Annotated in this window: 19 protein-coding genes and 1 pseudogene; 7 read left to right on the top strand and 13 right to left on the bottom strand. The window is 29.7% G+C overall.

The window, feature by feature from the left end; translation table 11 throughout:
• Positions 1 to 355: 355 nt before the first annotated feature.
• From ACIQXW_RS16165 to ACIQXW_RS16135, 7 genes and pseudogenes are all read right to left on the bottom strand, one after another.
• Positions 356 to 2,344, bottom strand: coding sequence for a DUF3732 domain-containing protein (locus tag ACIQXW_RS16165; RefSeq protein ID WP_402763767.1), 1,989 nt, complete (start codon positions 2,342 to 2,344; stop codon positions 356 to 358).
• Position 2,345: 1 nt separating this feature from the next.
• Entirely contained in the window at positions 2,346 to 2,849 is a 504-nt protein-coding gene (locus ACIQXW_RS16160; protein ID WP_402763764.1) for a three component ABC system middle component, read from the bottom strand.
• Between the two features lie 2 nt (positions 2,850 to 2,851).
• Positions 2,852 to 4,066: an ABC-three component system protein gene (locus ACIQXW_RS16155; RefSeq protein WP_402763761.1), complete on the bottom strand. Its 1,215-nt coding sequence runs from the start codon at positions 4,064 to 4,066 to the stop codon at positions 2,852 to 2,854.
• A 628-nt stretch (positions 4,067 to 4,694) separates the two neighbouring features.
• Positions 4,695 to 5,938 (bottom strand): annotated as a pseudogene (gene ltrA / locus ACIQXW_RS16150) (group II intron reverse transcriptase/maturase).
• A gap of 980 nt (positions 5,939 to 6,918) precedes the next feature.
• Positions 6,919 to 7,782 (bottom strand): MAG6450 family protein, encoded by an 864-nt coding sequence (locus tag ACIQXW_RS16145; protein ID WP_402763758.1) that lies wholly within the window; start codon positions 7,780 to 7,782, stop codon positions 6,919 to 6,921.
• Positions 7,783 to 7,784: 2 nt separating this feature from the next.
• Entirely contained in the window at positions 7,785 to 8,852 is a 1,068-nt protein-coding gene (locus ACIQXW_RS16140; RefSeq protein WP_402763755.1) for an AAA family ATPase, read from the bottom strand.
• Positions 8,845 to 10,002 (bottom strand): GmrSD restriction endonuclease domain-containing protein, encoded by a 1,158-nt coding sequence (locus ACIQXW_RS16135; protein WP_402763752.1) that lies wholly within the window; start codon positions 10,000 to 10,002, stop codon positions 8,845 to 8,847. Before ACIQXW_RS16135 ends, ACIQXW_RS16140 begins: the two co-directional genes overlap by 8 nt.
• A 320-nt stretch (positions 10,003 to 10,322) precedes the next feature.
• On the opposite strand from ACIQXW_RS16135, the gene ACIQXW_RS16130 reads away from it, so the two are divergent.
• The gene (locus tag ACIQXW_RS16130; protein WP_402763749.1) at positions 10,323 to 10,682 is read left to right on the top strand and encodes a hypothetical protein; all 360 of its coding nucleotides are present in this window, start codon (positions 10,323 to 10,325) and stop codon (positions 10,680 to 10,682) included.
• A 38-nt stretch (positions 10,683 to 10,720) separates the two neighbouring features.
• On the opposite strand, the gene ACIQXW_RS16125 is transcribed toward ACIQXW_RS16130, so the two are convergent.
• A complete protein-coding gene (locus tag ACIQXW_RS16125; RefSeq protein WP_402763748.1) occupies positions 10,721 to 11,629 on the bottom strand; it encodes a hypothetical protein in 909 nt (302 codons plus the stop codon).
• Between the two features lie 520 nt (positions 11,630 to 12,149).
• Between ACIQXW_RS16125 and ACIQXW_RS16120 the strand changes: the two genes are divergently transcribed.
• The 3 genes from ACIQXW_RS16120 (at position 12,150) to ACIQXW_RS16110 (ending at position 15,499) form a co-directional block, all read left to right on the top strand.
• A complete protein-coding gene (locus tag ACIQXW_RS16120; protein WP_402763745.1) occupies positions 12,150 to 13,361 on the top strand; it encodes a tyrosine-type recombinase/integrase in 1,212 nt (403 codons plus the stop codon).
• A 93-nt stretch (positions 13,362 to 13,454) separates the two neighbouring features.
• Complete coding sequence (locus tag ACIQXW_RS16115) at positions 13,455 to 14,543, top strand: tyrosine-type recombinase/integrase (RefSeq protein ID WP_402763743.1); 1,089 nt, start codon at positions 13,455 to 13,457, stop codon at positions 14,541 to 14,543.
• Positions 14,540 to 15,499: a tyrosine-type recombinase/integrase gene (locus ACIQXW_RS16110; protein WP_402763742.1), complete on the top strand. Its 960-nt coding sequence runs from the start codon at positions 14,540 to 14,542 to the stop codon at positions 15,497 to 15,499. The genes ACIQXW_RS16115 and ACIQXW_RS16110 overlap by 4 nt, the downstream gene beginning before the upstream one ends.
• Positions 15,500 to 15,743: 244 nt before the next feature.
• On the opposite strand, the gene ACIQXW_RS16105 is transcribed toward ACIQXW_RS16110, so the two are convergent.
• Positions 15,744 to 17,615: an ATP-dependent nuclease gene (locus tag ACIQXW_RS16105; RefSeq protein ID WP_402763740.1), complete on the bottom strand. Its 1,872-nt coding sequence runs from the start codon at positions 17,613 to 17,615 to the stop codon at positions 15,744 to 15,746.
• Positions 17,612 to 19,249 carry an ATP-binding protein gene (locus tag ACIQXW_RS16100; protein ID WP_402763739.1) on the bottom strand — a complete coding sequence of 546 codons (1,638 nt, stop codon included), beginning with the start codon at positions 19,247 to 19,249 and terminating at the stop codon, positions 17,612 to 17,614. The genes ACIQXW_RS16105 and ACIQXW_RS16100 overlap by 4 nt, the downstream gene beginning before the upstream one ends.
• 482 nt (positions 19,250 to 19,731) lie before the next feature.
• Between ACIQXW_RS16100 and ACIQXW_RS16095 the strand changes: the two genes are divergently transcribed.
• From ACIQXW_RS16095 to ACIQXW_RS16085, 3 genes are all read left to right on the top strand, one after another.
• Positions 19,732 to 19,935, top strand: a complete 204-nt coding sequence (locus tag ACIQXW_RS16095; protein ID WP_402763737.1) for a hypothetical protein — start codon at positions 19,732 to 19,734, stop codon at positions 19,933 to 19,935.
• 154 nt (positions 19,936 to 20,089) lie between these two features.
• Positions 20,090 to 20,413 carry a DUF771 domain-containing protein gene (locus tag ACIQXW_RS16090; protein WP_402763735.1) on the top strand — a complete coding sequence of 108 codons (324 nt, stop codon included), beginning with the start codon at positions 20,090 to 20,092 and terminating at the stop codon, positions 20,411 to 20,413.
• Between the two features lie 79 nt (positions 20,414 to 20,492).
• Positions 20,493 to 21,608: a site-specific integrase gene (locus tag ACIQXW_RS16085; protein ID WP_402763733.1), complete on the top strand. Its 1,116-nt coding sequence runs from the start codon at positions 20,493 to 20,495 to the stop codon at positions 21,606 to 21,608.
• 390 nt (positions 21,609 to 21,998) lie between these two features.
• Here the strand turns inward: ACIQXW_RS16085 and ACIQXW_RS16080 are convergent, their stop codons facing one another.
• The 3 genes from ACIQXW_RS16080 to ACIQXW_RS16070 form a co-directional block, all read right to left on the bottom strand.
• The gene (locus ACIQXW_RS16080; RefSeq protein ID WP_402763731.1) at positions 21,999 to 22,925 is read right to left on the bottom strand and encodes an HNH endonuclease; all 927 of its coding nucleotides are present in this window, start codon (positions 22,923 to 22,925) and stop codon (positions 21,999 to 22,001) included.
• Complete coding sequence (locus ACIQXW_RS16075; protein ID WP_402763729.1) at positions 22,912 to 24,948, bottom strand: AAA family ATPase; 2,037 nt, start codon at positions 24,946 to 24,948, stop codon at positions 22,912 to 22,914. Before ACIQXW_RS16075 ends, ACIQXW_RS16080 begins: the two co-directional genes overlap by 14 nt.
• A gap of 823 nt (positions 24,949 to 25,771) precedes the next feature.
• Entirely contained in the window at positions 25,772 to 26,866 is a 1,095-nt protein-coding gene (locus tag ACIQXW_RS16070) for a phospholipase D-like domain-containing protein (RefSeq protein ID WP_402763727.1), read from the bottom strand.
• Positions 26,867 to 26,875 lie beyond the last annotated feature (9 nt).

Below are 26,875 nucleotides of genomic sequence, written 5' to 3'. Positions count from 1 at the left end.
AATAAAAAAGGGATTCTACATCAGTGACCGAAGCCCCGACCGAATCCCTAGTTTCTCACAAATCCAATTGTATCAATGGTTTGTGACTGCTTTTTAGACGTCCCAGGAGGGAGTGGTGTAGCCTTCTGGAACATTGGTATTAATGGGTTTGTTGAGGTGATTGTGTAGAAAATGTGTAGATTGAATTAGTTTTGCACACTTAAAACCCAAGCTTGTGACATTTGGAACAATTTTATGTCTGAAGTTGGCGGGAGTCTAATTAAGAAAATAAAGTTTAGTTGAAAATAAAGATTGTTAAAACTTAATTACGTAATACAAAAGCATCTTAGTTCTAGAACTGTTTTTTATAGCTTCTTTATTCTAAATCTTCTTTGATCCATTCTTCTGGAATTAACTTTCCTTTTTCTCCTCTCCATTCGCATACTTCATGTATATTCTCTAAGCCCCCATAGATACTACTATCTGCATGCTCTAACACTATTACTTGTAAACGATTTTTACTCTTCTTAATAGCTTGTGACATTGTAATAAAGATCTTTTGTACAGCTAATTTATCTTCGTCTTTTACTAATTTAGGGTCTAATTCACTATCGTCGTTATTAGCAAGTTTTTTGGGAAAGTAAACTTGACTTGGTTGATCATAAACAATGAAGCTAGGTATAGGAGAATAATTAGATTTTAAAAATTTTAACTGTAAAGCTAAAGTTATTGATATATGGTATGCCAACCAATTAGAACCACTGCCTATCTCCCAAAGATAATCTTTACGCCCGTCTTTTCCTTGTACTTTAATAGTTAAATTTTCAATATCTAACTCCATTGAATCATTTGGACGTTCTGAATCTAAAAACTGCAATAATTCCATCGCAAATGTATTTATAGTACTTAATGCTAATTTCAATCGTATGTTTGATTTAACACTATCCGTTTCTTGATTTATTATTTCCATTCTAATATTGATATCTTCAATATCTTTTATTAATTTACTATCAGTGCTTGATTGAGTAAACGTCTCTTTTGCGTATTCTAATCTACCTAAAAATCTGGAGACACTTTCTAAAGAAAATTTAGATTTTGATTCATCTGTCAATTTATCATTAAGTAACTTAAGTTTCTTTCTAACTATATTTAAGTTTTCTGCTGTTTCTTCTATTTCATTGCAAACTGTTTCAAACTCTCTTTCAAATGAAACAGGTAACTTCTCTACAGTATCAATATTATCTTCTATTTGAATTAACTTTTCATAAAATTTCCCTATTATATTTTCAGGATGATTGTTGCTATTTCCAAATAATGGTTTATCAGTCGATTTGTCTGAAATATTCTTTAACCATTTCGAAATATGTAATCTTTCTAATTGTATATTCAGAGCCTCTCTATAATTATCTACAGTTCCCATTAACTGTTTCATTTCAGTATATCTTCTTTTAGCTTTTACTAATTCATTAGATAAATCTTCTTCTCTTTGCCTTAATAAAATGATTTCTTCTGTACTTAGATTTATAGAATCATTTACTAACTTAGAATCTGTAGCATTTTTATTAGTGATTTCATCTAACAGATGTAATTGTTCTTCAAAAGTTAAAACATTTAAATCTCCATCTAATTCAATAAGCCCCAACTCTCTTGAAAGAAGAAGCCAACTATTTATTTCTTCTCTCCATTTATCACCAACTCTTTTTAAGTTAGATAATGCTTTATCTAGGGTTTTTAGTTTATTTGTTAACATTGCTAATTCATTTTTGTTAGCCAAGTCTTTCTGAGTAACTGCACCTAATAAATATGGAAAGATATTGATTAGTTTTTGCCTATGTTCAGTAGTATCGGCCTTATAAAATAGTGTATTAGCATTCGCTACAATATTCTGTGGCTGAAAGCAAAAGGCCATTAAATCTCTAAACGAAGGTCTACTCTTAGAAAAACCTACAAAGCTATTTTCTACTTCTAAAAAGGTTAATCTGGCTATTTCGTCTAGTCTTTTCTTTACATTATCTCTATTTTCATTTTTCTCAATCGATTTAGGAACACAAATTTCCTTATCCTCTAATATGTACATTTTATCTGTTGATTTTTTTATTCCAGGTTCCTCTCTAGCCAATAAAATCTGACTATCATTTAGCTGGATAACTATACCAAACCAGCTACAAGCATTTCTTATTGTCTTTACAGGAATAGAACATTTTTCAGATCCAAGACAATAATCAATTATTGGAATAATTGCTGATTTGCCTGTTCTAGATGCACCTGTAATTATATTTACTTTCCCTACTTCAAATTCTATTATCTGAGGATCATATTCTGTATTTTTAGGCCATAATATAAGCTTCTTTATTTGAAAAAACATCCTAAAACCTCACTTTCAAAATATTTGAAATTTCATATAATGTATGCCTTGAGCACCATACACCCAGCTTTTCCGCTGCCTTTCCCATTTTTATTATATTTGGAGGTTCCGCAGTTCTATTTTTATTATTTTTGACCTTTAGAAACGCTGTAGTATAGTCTAATTCAATAAATCTTAAATAGATTGCTATTCTTATAGAGTTGTATGTTAAAAATTTCATATATTCACTATTACTCTCACCATAAATTTGTAATAATAAATCTTTTTTGGGATTTGATTTTCCCGACATTTTATTAGTGAACTGTCTTAATCCACTCTCTTCACGAGTACTTTGAATTTCATTTAAAATATCTGGGTTATAAATAGTTGATAGTACAATAAAAATTAAGGGAAGTGGAACTCCTTCCTTATTAGAAATACTGTAGCCTTTAACAAATCTCCAAATTATAAAGGCACCTAAATTAGGATTATCCACAGTGTTATATTCTTCACTTAATACTCCCATCTTTATTTCTCCTTATTCTCTAACAAATTTTTATAATTTCTACGCCATCCAATTTCTAAACTATCAGACAAGGCATGATAACAGCCTCGCATAAAAAATACGGGTGTTTCTCTATCTATAATATTCTTTTTATCTTCTTGGCAGTGGAAATATAACAGTTTTCCTTGCTGGATTTCATTTAAATGACTATGTGTAATATTATTAATTTGATCCTTATTTCTCCAAGTTCTTTTTAATTCTTCTTCAAAATCATCAATACTATTTGAGTCTACTAAGCGTTTACTAGCCCATATTGTTCTATTTGAAGCAGCCCTTAAATAATCACTTATAGCTTCAATTTTGTCTGTATAATCACATTCTATTAATCCTAATTGTTTTATATAATTTTTAACTTGATCAAATTCTTTTTCTATTTGATTCTTTCTAGGATATGGTGCTAACTCTACCAAACTTTTATTTTGATTTAATATTCTAACAATATCAACCATTTCTTCTTTATAGTCACTGTATGAAACTACCATAGGATATCCATTTTCAACCATTTTTGAAGTTATTCTATCTATCCAACCTAAAATTTTATCAAAACTAAATTCTATTAATTCATCTGGTATCATTACTACTCTTTTAAAAGTATCAAATAAAAATTCTGTATACTTAGTTTCAATAGTTTTTAATTTGAATTTTTTTATTAATTTTATAGCGGCCTCTTTATTTTTTTGATCGAAAAAGTATATAATAAATTTTTTATATCCCTCTGCTAAATCCTTTTCATTATTTTTACTATCATAAAATTCTGTTCTAGCAATTTCCCAAGCTTTTGCTGCATTTTCATCTTCAAACGCTTTGTGAAATGACTCTACAATTACACCTGTACATTCCTTATTCACAAATAGTGTAAAAGATGTATTTCCCACATCTAATTCTCCTAATTCAATTGATATTAACCAGTTATATAATGTTTTCCATAAATCAACTGCTCTATTTGAAACAGGATTATTATTTGATAAAGAACTTTTCATTTGTACTGCCTTTTTAGAATTATCTAGCGTTTCAACTCCCACATCTTCAAAAACCTCTACACTAACATTTTTAACTCCGTTATTCTGTATTAACTCATATAATGCATGTTTAACTTGTATTGAATAGGCATAGACTTTATCTGGTACATGAGTATTAGAGAGATACTTTTGACTTACGGTTTCAGTTTTCTCACCCATTCTTTTCCCCTCTCCTTTCAAATAATTTACTATTTATTATCTGATTAATTTCCGATCTCATATTAAACAAAAAAGTGAAACTCAGATATTTTCAATATATCCCAATATTACCAAAGTAATATTATAGTTACTATCTTTTAATCTCTTACCACAACATCAAAGTCTAGAAAAAATCGAAGAAAGATCATTAGAATCTTTTTCAAAAAAAATAGCAGTTCCAAATTTAGGGACTGCTATAGAGATAGTATAAGGTGTATTAATGTTCTTTTCGAACATAGCGCACGTTTCGAGATTTATAGTAATGTTAATAGGCATATTTATTGAACACAATATCAGGAGTTTTTTTATACAAATAAATAACCCTACAACTTCCTCAACATACCAACTGCGTTAGTTAAGCAGGAGCTCGTTCCACTCAAGAAATGAAAAAAACCTCCATTAGTCAAATCTGTTTCTGATAAGTATTTTGTAATATTACTAATAAACGAGTTTATAGACAAATGCAACATATAAAACAGTTAAAAGCGATGACAAATTAAACAATATTACGTTTAATCGAGTAGGAGGGAGTGATTAACTCCCGACCTCTCACACCACCGTACGTACGGTTCCGTATACGACGGTTCAATTAAGATGAATAACGCAAAGTTTTGTAACGAACTTGCAGACTTTTCAGCCCTTGGCTTTCCCAATAGGAATTGCCGAGGGTTCTGTGTAATATGGGGCTTTTTGAGGTGCGCCAGTATCCTTTTCGTGTATTTCCCCATTCGTATGCTTTTCCGTATGGAACTTTTAAACGAATGAGATTTCTGACTCTTGTTCGGGGTTTCTTCCAATTCTTCCATAAGCACAAATCCAACTATCCAACGTTTTAAAAATAGAATGTGCATCCGCTAGAGCGAAATATCCACACCAGCCCACTAGATATTGATTTAACTTTTCGATTCGGTATTCCATGGAGTAAGGCATCTTTCTTGAGGTAATTTCTCGTATTTTCTTCTTCATTCGAACGAGGCTTGATTTCGCAATGCGAAACTTAGGTTCTTTATGAACTGTGAAACTGAATCCTAAGAATTTCCGTTTCCACGGGCGGTCTACCGCTGACTTCTTTTCATTGACTTTCAGTCGAAGTCTTCCTTCGATAAATCGTTGTACACTCGCCATGACTCGCAGTCCTGCACGTTCTGTCTTCACATAAATATTGCAATCATCTGCGTATCGAACGAACTTATGTCCACGTTTCTCTAACTCTTTATCTAGCTCATCTAGAACGATGTTTGAGAGTAAAGGACTTAAAGGACCACCTTGTGGTGTTCCTTCTTCTGTACTAGAAACCACTCCATTTATCATGACACCAGCTTGGAGATATTTACGAATTAGTTTTAATAAGGATTTATCTGAGATTCGTTTCGCTAATGTTGCCATTAAGCGGTCATGATTAACCTTATCGAAGAATTTCTCTAAATCCATATCAATGACCCATCGATAACCTTCTTTTAAATAACCCTTCGCTTTTCGGACTGCGTCAAGAGCACTCCGATTTGGTCGGAATCCATAACTGTTGTCCGAGAAAGTTTGGTCATATTCCTTAGATAATATCTGCGATATAGCTTGTTGAATCAAACGCTCTGTCACGGTTGGGATTCCTAATAGACGCACACCGCCGTCTGGTTTCGGGATTTCGACACGACGTACCGGTTGCGGTTCATAGGTTCCCGCTAGAATTTGCGCTTTAATGGATTCCCAATTTTCGAGGATGTGCTGACGTAAGGTTTGTACGAGCATCATATCTACTCCATGGCTTCCTTTATTCGCTTCCACTCGCTTTAATGCTTGTATCATATTCGGACGTGCTAAAATTTGATTCAACATCTACCATTTCGTTCCTTTCCGTGAATAGCTTGTCTTCTTATGCCCATCTGAACTACACCCTCCGCAAATACCCTCATGGACTTCACCATTACTTTCTAAGCGTGAGGTTTCTCTATTTTTTTCTGTGTTCCTTCATTCGAGATGGAATGCCAAGGGCTATTCTCTCTTAATTGTTCAGTCCTTCCAAGTAATTCTAGACTCACTTGTACTATGACCTCTGCTGACTTCTGATGGTTCAGCTACTTGTCACCAAGTAGGTTATGAAGGGTACTTCACGTTTCCATCAGACCTCCCCGGGTAAGCATATGCACTTTCACACCATCTATCCGCCTCATTTACTCGATATAACCTTCGACAGAAAGGACTTTGTTTTGTAATGCAAACTTATCCAATCATACCTAGCCTTCTATGAGATTCGTGTTCCTCGGACCGGTGTTTTGCCTCCAGCTTCCTTCAGATTCCGCGTCGCCACGGACACCCTTGCTCTTGGCTAACCTCTACTTCTGTCTTCAGGGTTCGGGACTTGCACCCTATAGTTCATACGCATGCCGGGCGCACATTAAAAATACCCGCTTAAGAATTTTTCTAAAGCGGGTATTTTTAAAAGTGTGCTGTAATATTTTCTTTCTCTAATTCTATTAATGTTTCCTTTTTTAAATTAACTATTACATGCTTCGTTTTTAATTAATGAGTCTAATGCAAATCCTTTAATTATTAAAGATAGATTGGGGCATGAAGATATTAAAACTACACTTAGTACGTATTCACATCTATATCCAAATGTTAATTTTTAAATCGCTAATAATATGAGCGGCTCAATTAACTATAAATCTGCCTCGAAAAAAAACATACGGTTTTCAGGAAATCAGTTTTTAAATATTAATTTATTATACTAAAGATGATGTATAATAAATTAATATTTATTCAGAGAGCAGATACGTATATAAACGTATCTGCTCTTCATGATATGAAGTAATATATTAACCTTCATCACTAATCTTATGGTCCACTTCGAACCTTAATACATAAAAAACGCCATCTTCCCTATAGCCAAAGCATCTAAATTTTTGTGTAACTCTAAATTTAAAAATATTCTTAGCTTGATGAGGTGTGCCATAGAACCATGATTCTTTTTCTTTACTTGGAGAATAAGGTTTAAATCTCAATCCATCTGATGACGAAATCTGTTGCCAATTCATCTGTGAAAATTGATTAAAAGCCGCAATAAAAATTTCTACATTTTCTTTATCTAATAATTCAAAACCATACACTTCATCAATCTCGTCAAAGCATATATTAGAGCCTTGAAATTTCAATTTACAGTATGATAGTGGATTTATCTTATCTGCTTCTTTCATATGTTCCAATAAGGTATCTTTTGAGCAAATATTAACAATATCTAAAGTGGTATTACCATTCTTCGTTACATTAATTATTTCACATTTTAAAAACTCTTCGCAGCTAAAAGATAAAACAACCTTATCACGTTCACATGCTTCAGCTATGCCATAATTATATTTCTTAGGAGTAAATTCACAATTATACTCATCTAAAATATTATGTTTCATATCTAAATCCCAATATGGATCCTTATTTATCATGTTATTTAATAAAATCTTATATCGGCGTATCACATCATCCCTAGAATATTGTCTATCTCTTAATATATCCCAAAATTTCACTTCATCAAAAAGTACTACTTCATATAAGTAAGACGGCTTATATATTTCTAAATCTTCGATATCAAGTTTATAAATAAGGAGTATTTCTTTCAAATGTGTTAAAAAGTCTGTTAAATCCAAAAATTTATTTTCAATTGATATTTCATTAATAATTAATTGCATCTTTAAAACCCTAACAATATATCTAAATCTTCATCAAACTGGTCAAACAAACCTTCTAGATTATTCAAGACCTTACCATCTTTATTAAACTTTACTTCATTAACATTTGAAAGACCGTCCTCATTTAAATCAAAATAATATGTAGCTACATCTTCTATTTTTAAATTTTCTTTAAAAATAGATTTTCTTACACCATTAAAAATATGATCACTATGCGTTTCAACAATTAACTTAATTCCGGCATTACTTATAAAAGTCATAAATTCCATCAATCGAGATTGTGCGCGAGGATGTAAATGAATCTCCGGATTTTCAATAATATTCAAGTTCCCTTTTTTCGATGATAGTAAAGTAATAATTATAGAAATTAGATAACTTAATCCAGCACCTACATTTTTAGGTCTAAAATATCGAGTATTATTTTTCATCTTATAAGATGCTTTAACTGCATCTGTTCCCTCAATACTACTAGTTTGAACTTCACCATTAATTATATATTTTAACCAATAATTAACCTGGGATTCTAATGTTTTTCCAGTTTCTTTATTTTTAATCAAGCTATCTTCTAGTACTATTGATTTATTTTGTTCTAGATAGTCAATAGCATATTCACCTTGAAATCCTATATCTGTTATCTGACTGTAATTCACTTGATAAATATCCTTAGATCCAATTCGATCCGAAGATAAAAAACGTACTTCTTTGTTTTGATATTTTAACAATTTACTTACAGATTTATCGGAACCTAATTTATTGCATTTAACTTCCCCATTTTTCTCCATGAATTTTAATTTAATAGTATTTTGAGTTTCGAAATTTAATAAAGAGATAATTATTTCTTTACTATTTACAATATAATTCCTTGCTTCTTGAAACTCTCCCAAAGAAACTAGTAAACCGTTTAAAGGGGAACCGTTATTAAAAGAGAGGTTTTGAACAGCTAACAATATAGATTGTATAATTGTAGACTTCCCAGAAGAATTCATTCCTACTAAAACCGTTAAGCTCTTTAAGTCTAGTTCTAAATGATCTATTGATTTGAAACCTTCAATAGTAACTCTATCAAGCATTGGCAATTTCCTCCTTCATTTCATTAATCATTGATAAAATTGTTGGTACTACTAAGCCCCTACCTCTATCTACTGTTAATAGAAGATTCAAATCTTCATTTGATAAAAATTCATTAATTTTATCAAAAATCACTTTTTTATTTTCAATACAATATTCTACTGATAAATCCCACATGAAAATCGTCAATGATTCAAATAAAATCATATTGATTGGTTGTCGACGTCCATTTATTTGTAACCTTCTAAATGAATTTTCTTTCATCACTACATAATTATTTTTCATAGATTTTAAGAAGGAAATTTTAATTTTCTCAACATCTTCTTCTGAACATCTATTTAAATACTCCATAGTTTTACCTAAAAATTCATCAATATCATTCTTATATAAAATTTCTTCTCCATTTGCATCTTTTAATAAACCGTTATTCCATAAATAGAAAGCAATTGTTCTTAAAATTAAATATCGATCTTTCATCCTAGAAGGTTTAATAGAGTTCACAGTTGCTAATTTAAATTCTTCACTATCAGCTATTAATTTTAAAAGGCTCGTTGCTTTCCCTTGATATAAAGCATTACGCATTTCTTGATTATTTAAAGGAGTTCCGCCTCTATTAACTCTATCAAATATATCAAATTTAATTCTATCTGGAGTAGGGGGCTTAATTACTTGTGCAATAATTTGAAAATCCTCCAAATTTGCTTGCAATATGGGATCCAGTTCAGAAAACTTTTTATCATTTATTTTACTTAAAATTTTCAGATTACTTAATTTAAACTCATCATTTAAGTAACTAAAAAATGTAGTTAGTCTTTGTCTCCCGTCTACTACCACTAATTTCCCATCTTTTCTTTCACTTAAATAAAAAATTGGTAATGGTATACCCATTAGAACTGTTTCAATTAATTCTGACTTTTGTTTCAAGCCCCATACATCTTCCCGTTGGAAATCTGGATCTAATATAATTTGTTGTTTATCAAACTTTCTATACAATTGAAATATAGGATATTGATCTCTATCTACCTTTATATCAGCATTCGGATAAACCTCTTGTAAATCTTCTTCTCTACTAGCATTAATTAATCCATCTTCTTTTTCTTCTTCTATTTCAAACTCTAACTCTGGCTCAAAAGTATTACCATCTTTCTCCAACTTAATCCCTCCTATAAAAATTGAAGTGAATAATATTTTCTCTTAATCGTATCATATCATTCTCCATTTATATTTTATATGTTCTATTCGTAAAATTATGGTATCAAAACTGGTATCACTAAACAAAAAAGCTTGGAAATAACCCTATTAAATACGGCTCTCCAAGCTTTTTCTAGTTGTTATTTAATTATTCCCACTCAATATTAGCTGGTGGCTTAGAAATAATATCATACAATACGCTCACCGCTCACCAACCATTGATAAACTAGGGTTTAACATTATTTTTAAAAACAGATATTTCCGATATATTCATGAAATTCTTGTCCTCAATTGTAGCAGGTGAAGCAGAAAATGACTCTCTATCATATTACGAAACTCTTATAAAATACCGAGAAGAACCTAGTTTCAAAAAAACAAAAATTAAACAATTCATAGATACAATTGAAAAATACAGAAAATCATATAGTAATTTAACAATTTCTGACCTTTTAAGAGGTATATTAGATGATTCTAGCTATGATGAAGAAATTCGTCTCAGTGGCGACCAAGAAAGAATTGATAATATAAGCGAATTATTGTCATCTATAATTACTTTAGAAGCTGAGTACGGAGAAAAATTAGAATTAGACGATTATTTACAACAAGTTGCATTATTGAGTGATAATGACAGAGAAATATAAGAGATAGATTCGAGATAGATTCAAGATAGATTCATTCTTTAGAAAATTTTTTTATTTATTAAACTATTTTCATACTTACTCAATGTATCATCCATTAATAATAAATTATCCACCAATTGATCATCCCTTAAATATGAAATATTAGGCTTAATACTATCATCCAATATTACTAGAAAAATCAATTTTTTATTTTCACGTAGAAAAGCATTTCGAATATATATTTTACAATGGACTTTGATTAAACTTTTTAATTTTAAGATTTTCGAATAATCTAAACTAGATTCGTTTTCAATGTGAATCTCAATTGTAAAATATCTGTCCCTTATATCAACACGGGTCTTTAAATCTAATTCAAACGAAAAAAAATTCTCATTCTTAATTTTTACTCCTAAAACTTTTCTGTCGTCCCCTATTATATTTTTAGATTCAATAAATGACTCATTTACTAATTGTTCAAATGTATATAATTTTATTTTGTCTCTATCATATTCATCAAAATTTCCCACCATTTTATAATTCGTATCTGCATCTGCAATGTATCTGAATGGGATATCTAACATAATAGACAAATCATAATATAGTTCAATTGAATATGTTCTTTTCTTATTTAGATTAATGTCTGTTGAATTAACTAGATGATCAGTAATAAAATCGCCAATTGTAGTCTTTGAATTATAAGTTTTACTCATAGAATAACTTATATCAACAATCTGTCTGTTATTCAAATCAAAAACTGCCTTCATAATCATGCAGCGCACTCCGATTGATACCTTAGAAAAATACAAGTTAAACATTATTGGTTCATTTATCAAAATTTTAACTTCAGTCAATTTAACTTTAGGGTTAATTCCTCTTCTTTTGAAGTAAGTTTCAAAATCTATTTCACCTTTTATTAACTTCCCTATCATTATTAAATAGTCAGCATAAAGTTCTATTAGCTTTAACATCTTAAAACATCACCTGATTTAGATACTAAAATATTAGAACTTCTAAGTAATTCTTGGTCGATATACCGGCCAAGGATTTAAACTTATTAATTTAAAGCAACACTTAATTAAACAGCCGACCACAGTTGTTAAACTTACGACTGCAACTTCTGAGCGAAAATGAAAGTATTTTCTCATGGAACTCCTCCTTTAGAAGTTGCGAGGAACCTAAATTCCACGCAAGTTTTTGTATAAAAATAATAATTAAAGGAAATAAATAGGATATTCGAATTTTAGTTTAAATTCCATATATCTTTCCCATATCAAAAAAGCACTTTTGATAAATGGACAAACCGACCCGATAGAATCGTTTGAACACTAATCAAAAGTGCTTTTAATTTGCCTTTAGACCGCATGGTTAAGGCGAGTAAATAATCTACTCAATAACAATATTATAGACTGAAAAAGTATTAATTGCAATAACTTGGAAAGGATTTATCAGTAATATTTACATCTAAATATAATAAGAAAGAAGGGTAAAATGGAACAGAAAATACAATTTAAAAATACGATCTCAAGTTTTTATGATAACAGTTTCTTCTCACTTATAGAAGAATTCTCAATAGAAAATAAATCCATTTTAAAAGATCATATTGCGCTATTTAGTAATTTTTTTTACCGAGAATGTCAAAAAGAAAAGGATCTTTTCCCATCTAAAAATACAACCATACAATTGAAAAAGTTAAAGATGAACCATATTTTAAAAATACAAGAACAAGTTGAACTTTTACTAAAAAAAGGCGAACTTGAAAAATCGGAAGCTACCCTAATTCTGAATTATTTAAGTAAATTTTGTAGATTTCTCACAAATAAAGAAATAGCAAAAATTTACTATAAAGCTCCTACAAGTAGCAAAAATTATGCAAAGAAAAGCAAGAACAAATTCCCTATTATTTCAAAATTCACAAGTTTCATGGAGTTTAGAAATTATTCCTCTGCAACTATTCAAAACTATATTACAAATGTTAACTACTTTTTAAACTATTCGAATTATAAAGTAGACATACAAAACCATAATAAATTTTGGCAAACAAGTAGTCATCAATTTGAAAATCATTTACGTAAGGAAGTCTTAACCGAAAAAATTGCACTTTGTACTGCATATGGATATTTAAAAGCAGTAAGGTTATTCTTAAGATTTTTATATGAAGAAAATCATATCAGTTTTATATATAAAATTCCAGAGAGAATGATTCAAAATGGAAAAAGAAGCAATCAATACGTTAATCTTCAAGATGTAATATTAGTGATGGGGAAAATATTTGAACGTTCTAATCATGTTTTACGGGATATCTCTATCATTTTAATTATTATTGAAACTGGGTGCAGACCAATTGAAGTTGTAAATTTGAATTTAGATGACATTTATTTCCACGAGAAACTAATCGTTCTTAAAAGTAAAAAATCGTATCAAAGAACCTTGTGTCTGACAGAAACCACACTTTCTTTTATTAAGGAATTCTTACAAGTCCGAAAAAATTATTCACCTAAAAATAGTACACAAGCATTATTTTTATCTTCTTCTGGAAATCAAATACGCAGTCACTTTATTACTTATTTGTTTAGACACTTTAATTTAAAAACGTTTAAAGAAATACGTTTTACCCCAAAAGCCCTTAGACACACTTTTATAACCAATGCGCTCAATAATAATAACAATATTGAACAAACTAAAAGAAACCGTTGGACATAAACATTTAATATCTACTCATTACTATTTTTATCGAGATATAAACAGTATGAAAAAAATATTTTTTGAAAAAAAACTATTCTAATGGAGGCTGTCATGGCAATTGAAAAATCACTTAATATGTCGTTTGAAGAAATTTGTAGTCAATTAGGTGTCTCAGAAAAGTCCTTATTAGATTTTCTTAATAATAAATCTAACCTACAAAGTAGTATTATTAATGAAGAAAAGACAGCTTTATTTGTCATTGATAAGTACCAAGAACATCTAAATAATATGGTTAAACTAAATAAACGATCTGTTGAGACTTGGAAAACCTATAATAACTTCGTAACGAGAGTAGTGAAATTTTTATTAAACAATTACCCAACGTTGAAAATAAGCGAACTTAATGAAATTATAATAAATGAAATCATTATGAATAGTAATCAGGAGGCTAAAAAATATTCCGTAAGAACAATAAATAAATATTATGCTATTATGAAAAGCATTTTTAAATTTGCTTACGATATGGATTATACCAATAAAGATTTTCGTAATAAATTCACTTTAGAAAAAACTTCATTACTTCCTCGTTATATTAAAGAAGAACAAATTACTAAAATCCTGGAGGCTGTCGAACAGTTTTCAAAACCCTATCGATGTAGAGCCATGATTATGTTTTTATTATTAACTGGTTGTAGAGTAAGCGAAATTTCTAATATTAAGGTAAAGGATTTCAATGTGGAGGACAATTTAATTTATATTTATAGAGGTAAGGGCAATAAAGACAGAATCATACCTATGTTCCCAGAATTAAAAGAGGAAATATTAATTTATTTACAAAAAAGCGGTATGTCAGATTGGAATCCAAAATGCGATGGTTTTTTATTTGCTCGAGATGAGGGTATTGAACGAAATAGAAATTTTCCAATTAGGACCATTGAGCATTTAGTGGAAAGAATACGAAAGCGCATACCTGAGCTCTCCTATATTACGGTTCATTCATTCCGACATACATTTGCTGTTTTTTGTCTGAAAATTGGAATAAAAGAACATCATCTCACTGAGCTTTTAGGACATTCTGATCCAAAAACAACAATGATTTATACTAAATTACGTGGTGAAGATTTAAGGGATGAAATTATCAATAAATTCCCATATCCATTCGAGATTCTACTAAATACAATTAGTGAGGATAAAAAATGAAATCAGTATTAGATGAACTAGAAATTTATTACAACAATGTACGTTTAGCTAAACGTACAATAATAAATTACAACTATTACTTAAAAAAATTCATTTCATATTTATCAGTTGAAATGAATACTTGTCCAAAAGACATCTATTTAGATAAAGTTTTTTTATTAAAGGATTCATCTGGTCAACCTCTTAAATATTTACCATTAGATAGTACTATAATCGATAACTATTTTTTATTATTAAATAACAAAAGCTATAGTGTACTTAAAGATAATTATAAAGCCTTAATGAGTTTTTTTAGATTTCTGGAAAACAATTATAATTTTGAAAATCCTATGAGTAATATAAAATTTCAACTTAAAGATTATCTACCAGAAAAGAAATTCACAAAAGTTTTAACAAGGGGAAATATATTAAAATTCCTCAATTCAATTATTACCCATTCTAATGATTTAACAACAGACATTCTCCTTTTTACAATTCTAATTTCAACAGGATGCAGAATTTCAGAAATTATAAATTTGAAATGTAAAGACATTGATTTCGAAAATGATACATTTCTTTTACTAAAAACTAAAAATAAGCGTCAAAGAATTGTATTTCTTAGACCAGGTATGGGAAGAGAAATACAAAAGTATACAAAAAAATGTAACAGAATGGATTCAGACTATTTATTTATGAAAAATAGCAGAAAGCAATTTACTCGTAGCGATGTAGATATTTTATTGAAAAAGTATTTACACTTAGCAAACTTGCCTACTATTAATGTACATGGTTTAAGACATACTTTTGCTACGCTAATGGCAGATCAAGAAACCCCTTTAGACATCATTAGACAAATGTTAGGTCACGAAAGCTTAACTACTACAAAGGGATACATTAACCCACATTACGTAAGAAATAAGCATTTTAACGCGCCTGAACATGAAATAATTATTGAATTTCTAAAAAAAAAATTATGAACGAAACCGAATAATTTTTTATTTCCTTTTATAGACGGAAGGAAAAAACACTGTAAACCCTCATTAAAATGAATTTTACAGTGTTTTTTTATTTGAAGTTGTCAATAATTAATTTCAGAGAAAACGAATAATTGATTATTATTATTTATTTTAAGAATATATTGTTCCGTTTTTAAATCAAAGAGGTATTTATGAAGTTGTCTCATTTAAAATTTTTCGAATTAAAAGTTATGGTTTTAAATAGTTATAATGGAATTGCTACTTGCTGTTCTACTTCAATATTATTTGCCTTCATTATATGATTTATTAGTCTCCCCATCATATCGTTTAATTCAGCTGTATAATGAGTTTCTTTCCATTCTTCAACGATTTGCTTAGAAATATTAGTTTTTTTGTTGGATAAATCATTCGCAATTTTCCTATATTGCTCTGTAGACAAAACCGTATCATCTTCGAAAATATATTTCTGTGAGAATGCTTCATCAAATGCAGCAAAGTTATCAAAAGTAACAGACCTATCAGATACTTTTAAGTTCTTTCTTACCTTGTTCTCCATAATATATTTTCTCAAAAATATTTCATTGAATAACACTTGTTCAAATAATTCTGTTGGAACAAAGTTTTCAATTTCTCTCCCATTAGTTACCTCCATAACCACAAATTCACTCATATCTTTCTGTTCTGACCCTAAAGTAGGTTGTTCGATACGCGCTTGTAATCTTTTTACTCTTTCTTTTAATGAATCCCCCACATTTGATTTATCAGAATCACATACAATATAAGAATATCGACTTGTTTTCAATATATTTATATATTCATCACTATCTAATAAGTCATAATTGGCTAAGTTGGCACCACCATACATTAAAAAACTATAATGCTTACCTTCTAAAAAACCCGTTTTATCCTTTAACCATTTCTTAATATATATTCTATCACTTGGCCCTTCTACCCAGATTATTAGATTACTTTGTAGCATTTGTGAAGGTCTTATTCCCAAATCATCTAACAGACTGTATTGGGTCAAAAATTCATCGCAACTTTCTATTTTAGTCGCCCCCCTCGATAATCTTGAAACTCTATGAATACTCCAATTTTCTGTAACTTGATCAATTAAAGTAGAAGAGTGTGTAGTTATAAAAAAACGATGTTTAGGAAAATGTATTTCCATAATTTTCACTAGCTGAATTACAGCCTCAGGATGTAAGTTACTTTCAGGTTCTTCTATAAAAACATTCAAATGTTTGTCTCGATTTAAATATAAAAATGATAATAACATGACAAGCTGAGATACCCCTGTCCCTAAATTTTCAAGAGTTGCTGCAATCTCTTTTTGTCCTCTAAATAAATAAAATCTAAGAGTAGAATCTGTTGGATCTAATTGTATTTTTTCTTGTAAAATTATACTTAACCAAGCTTCGAGCAGAGCCTTATACTCTCTCCATTTTCTGTCTTCTGTATTTTTTAATTGAATGATATCCCTTACAATCTCGCTTCCATCAAAATCACTTTCTATAAAATCAGATTTATTTCGTGAATAATGTCTTACTGGGTCAATAAAAACTAAACTGTCCACAAAAGCACTCCAATATGCAATTGTATCTAAAACATAAGGAACACCTTCTACTACATTTTGATATTCCATGCTTTCTAAATTTATTATTTTTGGATTATGTTTTTGAAACTCTTCCAAAACCAAATTTTCTGTATCAAAAAGCAGAGAATAAGAACTTATATTATCTTTCACTCTATGATTAGCTCTTAATTTAATTTCTTTTAGTTTATGTAGTGTGGGACTATAATCAAGATATTGATGCTCCTGTATATCTTCTAATTCAACATCAAAAATAATATCATTTTTTTCCCACGCCCAAGTATCTCGTTCGTCCAACGAAGACTCAACGCAACTTAATTTACCATAATTGGAGACAACACCTTGGATGTCTCCTTTTTCTTTAATCATTTCTCTAATATTATATAAGTATCTAAATACATTAGACTTCCCACAATTGTTTGCTCCAATTAAAATATTGATTTTCCTTAATTTATTTAATTCCATAGGAGTATCATAAGCAAAAGATCTCCATCCTCTTATACTTAACGATTTAATATTCATTGGATGTCTTCATCTCCATTACTAGCTCTATTCCTTTCCCCCTTAATCCACCAGTTAGATACTTCTTCCACATTATATCCAGGAGGAGGTCCCTCTTTCCATGATTTATGAAACCTTACATCATTACTTTTGGGTTGAGGATTAGGTAAATCAAATTGTACTTTTCCAGGAAGACTTAAAGCATCACCAGTTATTAATGCTTCTCCATCTCGTAATGTTGATAACATATCTGCTTGATCTCCTAATGTATCAGGCAAAAGACGTTTAATTTTATTTTGGTCTAAGTCATTAGTCAATCGAAGTGTTATAAATGTACCGCATTGAGATAGAACTGTTGATGAAATACTTGATGGTCTTTGGGTTACTACAATTAGGCTTAATCCATATTTCCGCCCTTCTTTAGCAACTTTCTCTACCCTTTCTAAACAAAGCGAATACTTTGAAGAATTTTCCTCAGGAATATAAGTATGTGCTTCTTCTAGAATCAAAGCTACAGGCAAATGTTCTGGATCCATATCCCAATAACGATAGTCAAAACATAACCTCGTCAACACTCCTACACATATAGTTCTTACCTCAGCAGGTAATCCACTTAAATCTAAAACTGAAATATACTTTTCATTGCCTATATCTAATCCTAATAAGAATTTAAAATATGCAGATAAACTTATTTCTTCTTCCATACTAGCCTTTAAAAATGAATAACGAGAATCATTATGAATGTTTAAGAACTTAAGTAATAATTTATCAAAAGGATCTCTTTTAGATGCTGTTGTTTCAGTATCACGCCTTCCTTCTATCCCCCTAATTAAATCCTCCATCTTAAAGAATATTGGACTATCAACTGATATCCTATCTTTTTCGACACCATCAACTGCATTTTTCTTTAATGATTCAATTATTTCTTTTATATACATCTTTTGAGTGCCACCTGCTTCTGGATAGTAAATACTAATAAATTCTTCTAAATCTAAAAACCAATATGGTAATGAAAAGCTATCCCAGCTAATACAATTCGCTTTCTCTTTCCATTGCCCTGAAAAAGCATTTTTATATTCATTATGTATATCAAAGAAAATAATTCTTGGATATGGGTAACTTTGTAGAATGGATTGAACTATTGTAGCAACTGTACTACTTTTCCCACTACCTGTTGTTCCAACAATAGCAGTATGTCTACCTAATAACTTATCAAGATTTAAGTATGCATCACCTGCACCTGTCATTGAACGTTTTCCTACTTTAAAATACTTTTTTTCTTCTTCAGTTTCACGTATTCCTAATAGATGATTTACCTGTTCCCCATTAAGTAGATAGGCGTCACAACTAATAGAAGGGAGTTTATCCACACCTCTTGTAAATTCTTGTTGAGAATTTATACTTCCTACTATTGCTACTTCTACTATTTTATTTTCTATCACACTTTCTCTGCGTTCGATTTCTTCTATTAAAACTCTAGTTATCGTACATATTGTATCTCCATGAAATCCACCACAATTTATAAATGCACCAACTTCAACATTCAATGTTGTATCACAATAGGCGTTCCTTAATGATTCAGCTTTAATCGTTAATTTACCGCCATCAACACAATTTACTTTTCCGAAATTCAAATCTGCTATTCTAAAATCCATTCTAACTCCTCCTACCTTTTTTAGTAGTATTATATCAAATATTCCAACAGTATTATCCTATATTTACAAATAGAAGTATATTAATGGGGCTAGTGGTGGAAAAGATTTGAAAAGGATAAGCATTGAAACTACGCAAAGCATTTTTTAAAATACTACAGTTGCTGGTCAACATTTTTCTATTGAAATTTATGCTTTTCCCTAATACTATACAAATTTGTTGGCGGAATTCAGTACTGGTCAAGAAAGAGACAATTTAGAAGATTGCATGTTACAAGTCGAAGCATATTTTCGCCAGATGATTTCGACATGGTAAGGGTATAATTTAATCTGTACTGACTTCCAATTCAGCTACTACGTTTGAATTGATTTCTATTTTAACGAAATGTCAATTTTTAATCTTTGGCCAATAAATTGGCCAAGTGTAAAATATAAAATAAAATTAGAAACCCTCTTAAGAGTGAAAATTCTTAGGAGGGTTAATTTTGTGTATCAATCAGCATTTACAATTTGAAAAGCAACGTAAGAATGCATTAGAAATATTAAAACAATGGGAGATGGAATCCAATTCGAAAAATGAGTTGCAGAAAAATACTTATTTAACGAAGATAATAAGTGCAAAGTGTATTGAACCTAATGTTGCTCATATTAGGCATATTTCATATAAAAAATATGCCATGGATAGATAGTGGACCATCGTTATATTTAAACAAAAACGTATTTATACAATTACCCTATGGTGTCAGAATTACAGCAAATATATTCTCTAAAATATCCATTATTAGAAGACTCTTCGAACCATATTGGTTACCTCCCTACTTCAAACAGAAAGGAGAATATTAATTGCAACAAAAACTAAGTATCCACCTATCAATCTCTATACCTGAATCACAGGTAATAATAGAAAAATTGGAATTTGAAGCATTAAAAAAAGCGGACCTACTAGGTGTATATTGGTCGATGGTGGATTTAGAAAATCGTATGGGGCGTAAAAAAGACTGGATTAAACAAAATGTCTTATATAACCCTCGTTTCAAATCTCTATTGGATATTAACTCTGGAGGTTTTGTTTATTATCCTCAAAAAAAAGGTGAACCTTGGAGCATGCATGCGTTACAAATGGCAACGTTTCTCGATGAAAATTTCAATGATATTTTCGGTAACTAGAGAAATTTTTATTTTTCGTTATGAATAGTTTCAATAAAGTCAATGCTGATAACCTCATCTTAATTGAAAGGAGCAGGTTATGGCTAGCATCACAAAACGTGGATCTACTTGGCAATACAGTGTTAGTAGAACAATCGAAGGAAAATATAAACCAATTCGAAAAGGAGGATTTCGCACTAAGAAAGAGGCTTCTGTAGCAGCAGCACAAGTTGAAGCTAATTTAGCTCAAGGGATTTCTGGTATCAAAAAGGATATAGCCTTAGCTCAATATTTCTTAGAATGGTATCAGACTTATAAGAAGGATGTTGGAGCTATTACATTAAATTCATATCAAGCTACGTACAATAAAATCCTTACTCATTTTAAAGAAACGCCGCTTCAAAAAATCACAAAGCGGGATTATCAAAGTTTCCTAAATGACTTAGGGGAAACAAATGCAAAGGATACTAACCGGAAGCTGAATGGCTACATCCGCACCTGTTTGAAGGAAGCAATTGATGAAGAATTAATAAAAAATGATTTTACCCGAAATGTCACTGTTTCAGGTTCATCCGGGAAAAAAAGTTATGAAAAGTTTCTTGATTATACAAGCAGCCAATTGTTACTACAAGATTTACACAAGAATATTGCCCAAGGGATTGAAAATATTATGCTAATTTTAGCTCTATCTACAGGGCTACGATACGGAGAGTTAATTGGGTTATGTATTAATGACTTAGACTTTAAAAACAATCGGATTAAGGTACATCGTCAATGGCAGTATAAAGAAGGCGGTGGTTTTGGGCCTTTAAAAACAGAAAAATCAGAGCGGACAATTAGTATTGATAAACTAACAATGAATGCATTAGAAAAGCATTTAATTACCGTGAAGAACAATCCAGCGAATGAGCATAACTTAGTTTTCTTTGAACCATCTTCTGATATATCTGTTGTTACAAATGACAGACTAAATGATACCCTTCGCTCCATTCTAAAGCGGTTAAATATTAAACCTCTCATTACCGTCCACGGACTAAGGCACACGCACTCAAGTATCCTACTTTACAAAGGTATTTCGATTTTATACGTATCAGAACGTCTAGGACACTCTAACATCGACATTACAACATCTACGTATGCACACGTATTAAAAGAGTTGCGAGAACGTGACTCTGAACAGACTAGTAACATCTTTGAACATCTTCTTCTTGTGTAGAAATATCGTTTTATAAAGAGTCTACAGGAGACTATCACATATTTTTATGGAAGGTCTTATGAGAACATAGTTAAATGATGAATAAAAGATCAGATTATTCAATTCAACAGAAAACCAGAGTTATTCTACTTAATACATAGAATAGACTCTGGTATTATTATTTCCATAATATAGAATAATGTTCGACTAATGAAGGAATTATTGAAGTGGAACGGCATATTTCACAATAACGTCCGATTATTAAAGATCTTTACTAAAATTATTTTGAAGTTTAACGTGGTTATTTGTACTACTTAAACCTTATTAAAAGAAGGACCATAACTTGAATCAGCAAAGATTTGATTTTTATTTTTTAAATATTATACATATATAAAATACATATATATAAAATTATTTAATAGAAAATAATTTAAACTCTTCATATATATCATGTGTTAACTTCGATAATGGCCGCTTATCCCAACTTACCTTATCAATATTACTCATAAATATTGAATTAATTACATCACTTTTTGAATGAAACAAATCAGGAAACTGCTCTAACAATTCATCAATTCTGCTATCATTATATACTACTGCATTCCGAATTATATTCCTAACATAATCTTTATGCTCTCTATATAATAACTCAATTTTCAAGTATTGATTTATATTTTTAACTTTACATTTTTGCTTTTCATCTTTACATATTACTCCTATATCAAAACTGTTACTAGCCCCTGTCCAGTATAAAAAATCATTATTGATAGGACTTGTTTGAAAAACTACATCATTCCCGAACTCATCCTCATAAGGATAATAGAAATCATACTCGTAAGTATTTAAATCATGCTTTTTAGAATTACAAATACTGCAACTAGGTATTAAATTATATAAAGAAACCGACAAATAAGAAAAACGACTCTTTGGAAAAAAATGGTCAAATTGAGGTCGAATTCCTTCATTTGCTAAAGTAAATGTATACTGCCTGTTACAGTATGGACAAATTCTAACATCTAATTTTTCCAGCAGTGATTTTGACCAAATTCTATTGGTGAAATTTGTATATAACTTATCAAATCGCTTCTTTTTTTCTAAAGGGATTTCACCGATAGCTTTAATGATTTCAATTAAATCACTTTTGTTTCCTATTATTAACTTTCTAATTTTCTTATCATCGATGTTTCCAGATTCGTCAAAAAAGTAATCTTGTAAATTTTTATATATTGATATTCCTTTTACTTCTTCAATAACTGATTTTATACTTTTTTCATTATCTTTAAAATGTTCTGTTAGAATTAATTCCCTAATATCGTCATCAATTTCAATCTTTATCATTTTGTTTTGCCTCTGATTCATTTACATTAATTTGTAGTTTTTCGATTTGTTTCATTAAAACTTCAATTGTGTCTGAAATCATTCTGGGTTCTTCATATTTTTTTAACTTCCCTTTTAGTTTTAAATTTTCATTATATAAATCAGTATAGTTTAATAGAAATTTGTCATTAAACATTTTCATAATTCTGTTTTGTATCAATGGCTCACCGATAGAATGAATGATATATAACCATTCATTTTTTTCTTCCTCAGTCACATCTCCTTTTTCGCTATCATTAATTGATGAAATAACTTTTTTTATTTTACTTGTTGCAAACTCTCCCATTGTAGAAGACATAAAGAATCCATCTTTTAAAAGAGTATGGATATTGGCCCCGAAAGTATTAGTAAATCCTTTTACAGGCTTACAATAACCAGTACTATCCTTTTCTAAATAAAGAATACTATTAGATTGGATGTCAGATAAAATAAATGGTGAATGCGTTGAAATAATAACTTGAAATTTCTTTTTATTCTCACATAAATCCTTTAAAAAGAGTACCAACTCATTTATAAAATTTCTTGTTAGTTCAGGATGCATTCTTGACTCTGGTTCATCTAATAAAATAATATATTTTTCTTTATCTGGTGTAAGTAGAGAAACCTGCTCATAAAGTGAAGCAAAAAATCCTAAATATGCAGTTTCACCATCACTTAGATTATCAATTGAATAATCAAAGAAACCACCAAACGCTGTAAACATTTCATTAAATTCACTCTTTGCATTTTCATCAACAGTTACGTCAATTACCCGTAAAATTTTTTCTATACTTACTTGTTTTGTTATATCTATACTTATATAATTCTTTTGAAATTTAAAACTATTGTTACTAGACAATTCGTCAGCTAAAGACATGTAGCATTTTAAAACATGCTGAGTGCCGTCCTCATCTTTAATGTAACTATCAGATATTTTCTTTATAATATTAAAATAATAATCCTTATATCCTTTCAGAGATTTTCTTTTTACATTAATTTCAGAGAAAAGTTCTTCTTTGTTAACCTTTATACCACTATTTTCAACCTTGCTAATAGCATTAAAAAAGTACTGTACAAAGGATTCGAGAATTTTACATACTTCCTTGTCTCTCCCATTAAGTTGATTATATGAAATTTGCAACACCAGTTTATTTTCATCATCGATACCATCAGTTAAAAAAAAACTATTATAACGGATTTTCAGGGTATATTTATCATTTTGAAACATAAGCCTTTTAGGATTTTTCAAATGTTTATATAGCATTTGTACCTTCATAGCTAATAATTTTGATTGAAAGTATGCATTTCTTCTTGGTACAGAAATTTTGTAATCATCTTTTGGTTTAGTAGAATTATAATCATAATATTTATCATTGAGATTTTCACGAAGTGATATAATGACAAGTTTATCCTGCTCACTTTTATAATATCCATAATTTCCTACAACACCTGTTCTATCTTCCCCTAAACTAACATTTAAATCATATCTATGTATTAACATTCCCTCTTTATAATTGCATAATAATGCAAACCAATATTTACTTTTCCAATAATTAATATCTAATCCTGCTTCAAATTTTATAATGCTTTGAAAACTCTCAATATCATTACCCTCAAAACAAAATAAATCTTGATCATTATCATCTTTGCCCATATAGTAGATGAAAAAATAAATTGAATGTTTAATTTCAGCTTCAACATCACCTGGTATTCGGTAGGGGCCCTTCTTTTTTTTATATTTCACTTCAAATTCAGCGTTATTTTTATTCCTATCGTTTGCTCTTAATCCTAATACATCTAACAAATTTGTTTTACCCACGCCATTTTTGCCTACTATAGCATTAATATTGGTTATATACTCCGGATAAATTGTGATATGAGTTTTTGGTGTTATTTTAATACTTTTATTAGATTTATCGAATCTTATTATAAATTTTTCACTAAAATGTAATTCTGCATCTTTATAGTTTCTAAATTTCTCTATCCATGCATAAATCAGCTCCATCTATTTCTCCCCCAAACACTTTTTTAATTACTATTTCTTTAATAAGACTATATAGCTATTTCTTTGTTATTCCAATAATAATTTGAATCTTTTATAATATATTCTCATCATATATTAACTTGTTGTAGTTTCCTTAATTGAAAAATTTCTTCGAATTACTTACTTCTTTAAAGTGACTTTTTCTTTAACATAATAAGAAATACTCCAACTAAATGACACTTATACGTAAAAGAGCGTCATCCTTTAACAAGGATAGCGCCCGAGTGTTGAAGATTAGTTATGTAAAAAATTATTAGCGGGGTATAATATATATTTTCTCATAATACCTATTCCTGAAAGCAGTAATTCACCCACGCTTTTATACCAATATTTACCTTTAGTTTTTAAGGAATTTTGTAAATCGATTGGAATCTGTATTTCATCACAAATCAGTACATTAAAACCATTATTAATATGTTTAAATATTCCAATCATTTCTTGGTTTGTTGTTCTGCTAGGGGGGTCTTTTATAATCTTTAACTTCTATATAGAATTATATATTATTTTTTTCTACAAAGAGGTCAAATATTTCATTCCCAATTCCCTATTGAATCGCAATAGTATACCCAATTATTTGGCCATACCACTATTGATATTACTTCATCCCCTATATGCATGTTTTAAAAGAACTACAGGATCAGGATTCCCAGAAAACAATTAATATCTCCGAAGAAATAGTGTATTAATAATGAACTACATTTCAATGAAAAAACGCTGAGACGAATCAAGACGGGTATCCCAACAAAAGCACTTTTGATTTGCCCTATTGTTTCAGATTAACCATTTATTTTAACTCTATTGCATCATTCCACTGATTCTTGAAGTGTTGCTTAATCTGTTCCTTTATTTTACTTGCTTCAATCGGTATTATCATAGATGCTTTATCCCCAATTGAATTAATAGAACCCCCTAAGAGAAATACTTTATTTTCATCAATAATCACGAACCTATCATGATTCTTCTTTGAGATTTTTATCTCAACTTTTCCGCGCTCTTTTTTCATTTTGTTATAAACTACACTTGCATCTCCAAAGATATTTTCTGTAAGCATTTGAATTTGCAGTTCACTATTAATGTCATTCAGCAATTGATATACTATATTATCAAAATAAGGATCAATAATTTGAATCTTTCGTTTAGCTTGATTGAAAATTTCTTTTACATATAAATAACCTGTTAATGATTGATTAGGAGAAAAAAATACAAGTTCATCTGCCAAAGTAGGTGTTAATGCATCCCACATTTTTTCAAACTTTAAGACTTCTATTGATTCCCAACTAGGGTTTTCAATGCCTTTTGCAACTCGTACCCTTTCACAAGGACCTTTTGAATTTGTAAAAGAAACATCCATAAAATAAAGATTTTTTACATCTTCAACTAAATTAAATCCATAATATTTTATATAATCCCTTTCTATAATAGTTAACACAGCTTCTGTCAAATTCATAATACTATTCGTTCCATATGAATGCTTCATTAAAATAAAGGGGTTTTCCCCGATAAAACCGAATCTAAAATTGATATAGGTACTCTGAACACTAATCTCATCCTGTATAATCATCCCGGCTTCTTTAAATAATTGTTTCCTTGATATAGAATCGATACCTTCTTTAGCTTTATAAATATTGGAATATATGTAATGTTTATTATTTTTATCAATTTTACAATGTGTCATGGCACGTGATATAACATCTAATTTTTGGATTAAATCTTTTTTACTTAATTTCTCAAGAATGGCGTCACCACCATTAAAAATATTATTCATAGCTCTAGATACTTCGACAAACTCAGCTTGATCTATATTTCCCCATGATTTTTCTTCAACTTTCCGATAAAATGCATCAATATCATATTGTTTTGATTTAAAAAGATTAAACATAGAAACCTC

It is taken from the genome of Lysinibacillus sp. NPDC097162 (genome assembly GCF_044762185.1).
Classification (GTDB): domain Bacteria; phylum Bacillota; class Bacilli; order Bacillales_A; family Planococcaceae; genus Lysinibacillus.
The sequence above is the reverse complement of the archived record's forward strand: the minus strand, read 5'-3'. Positions and strand labels throughout refer to the sequence as shown.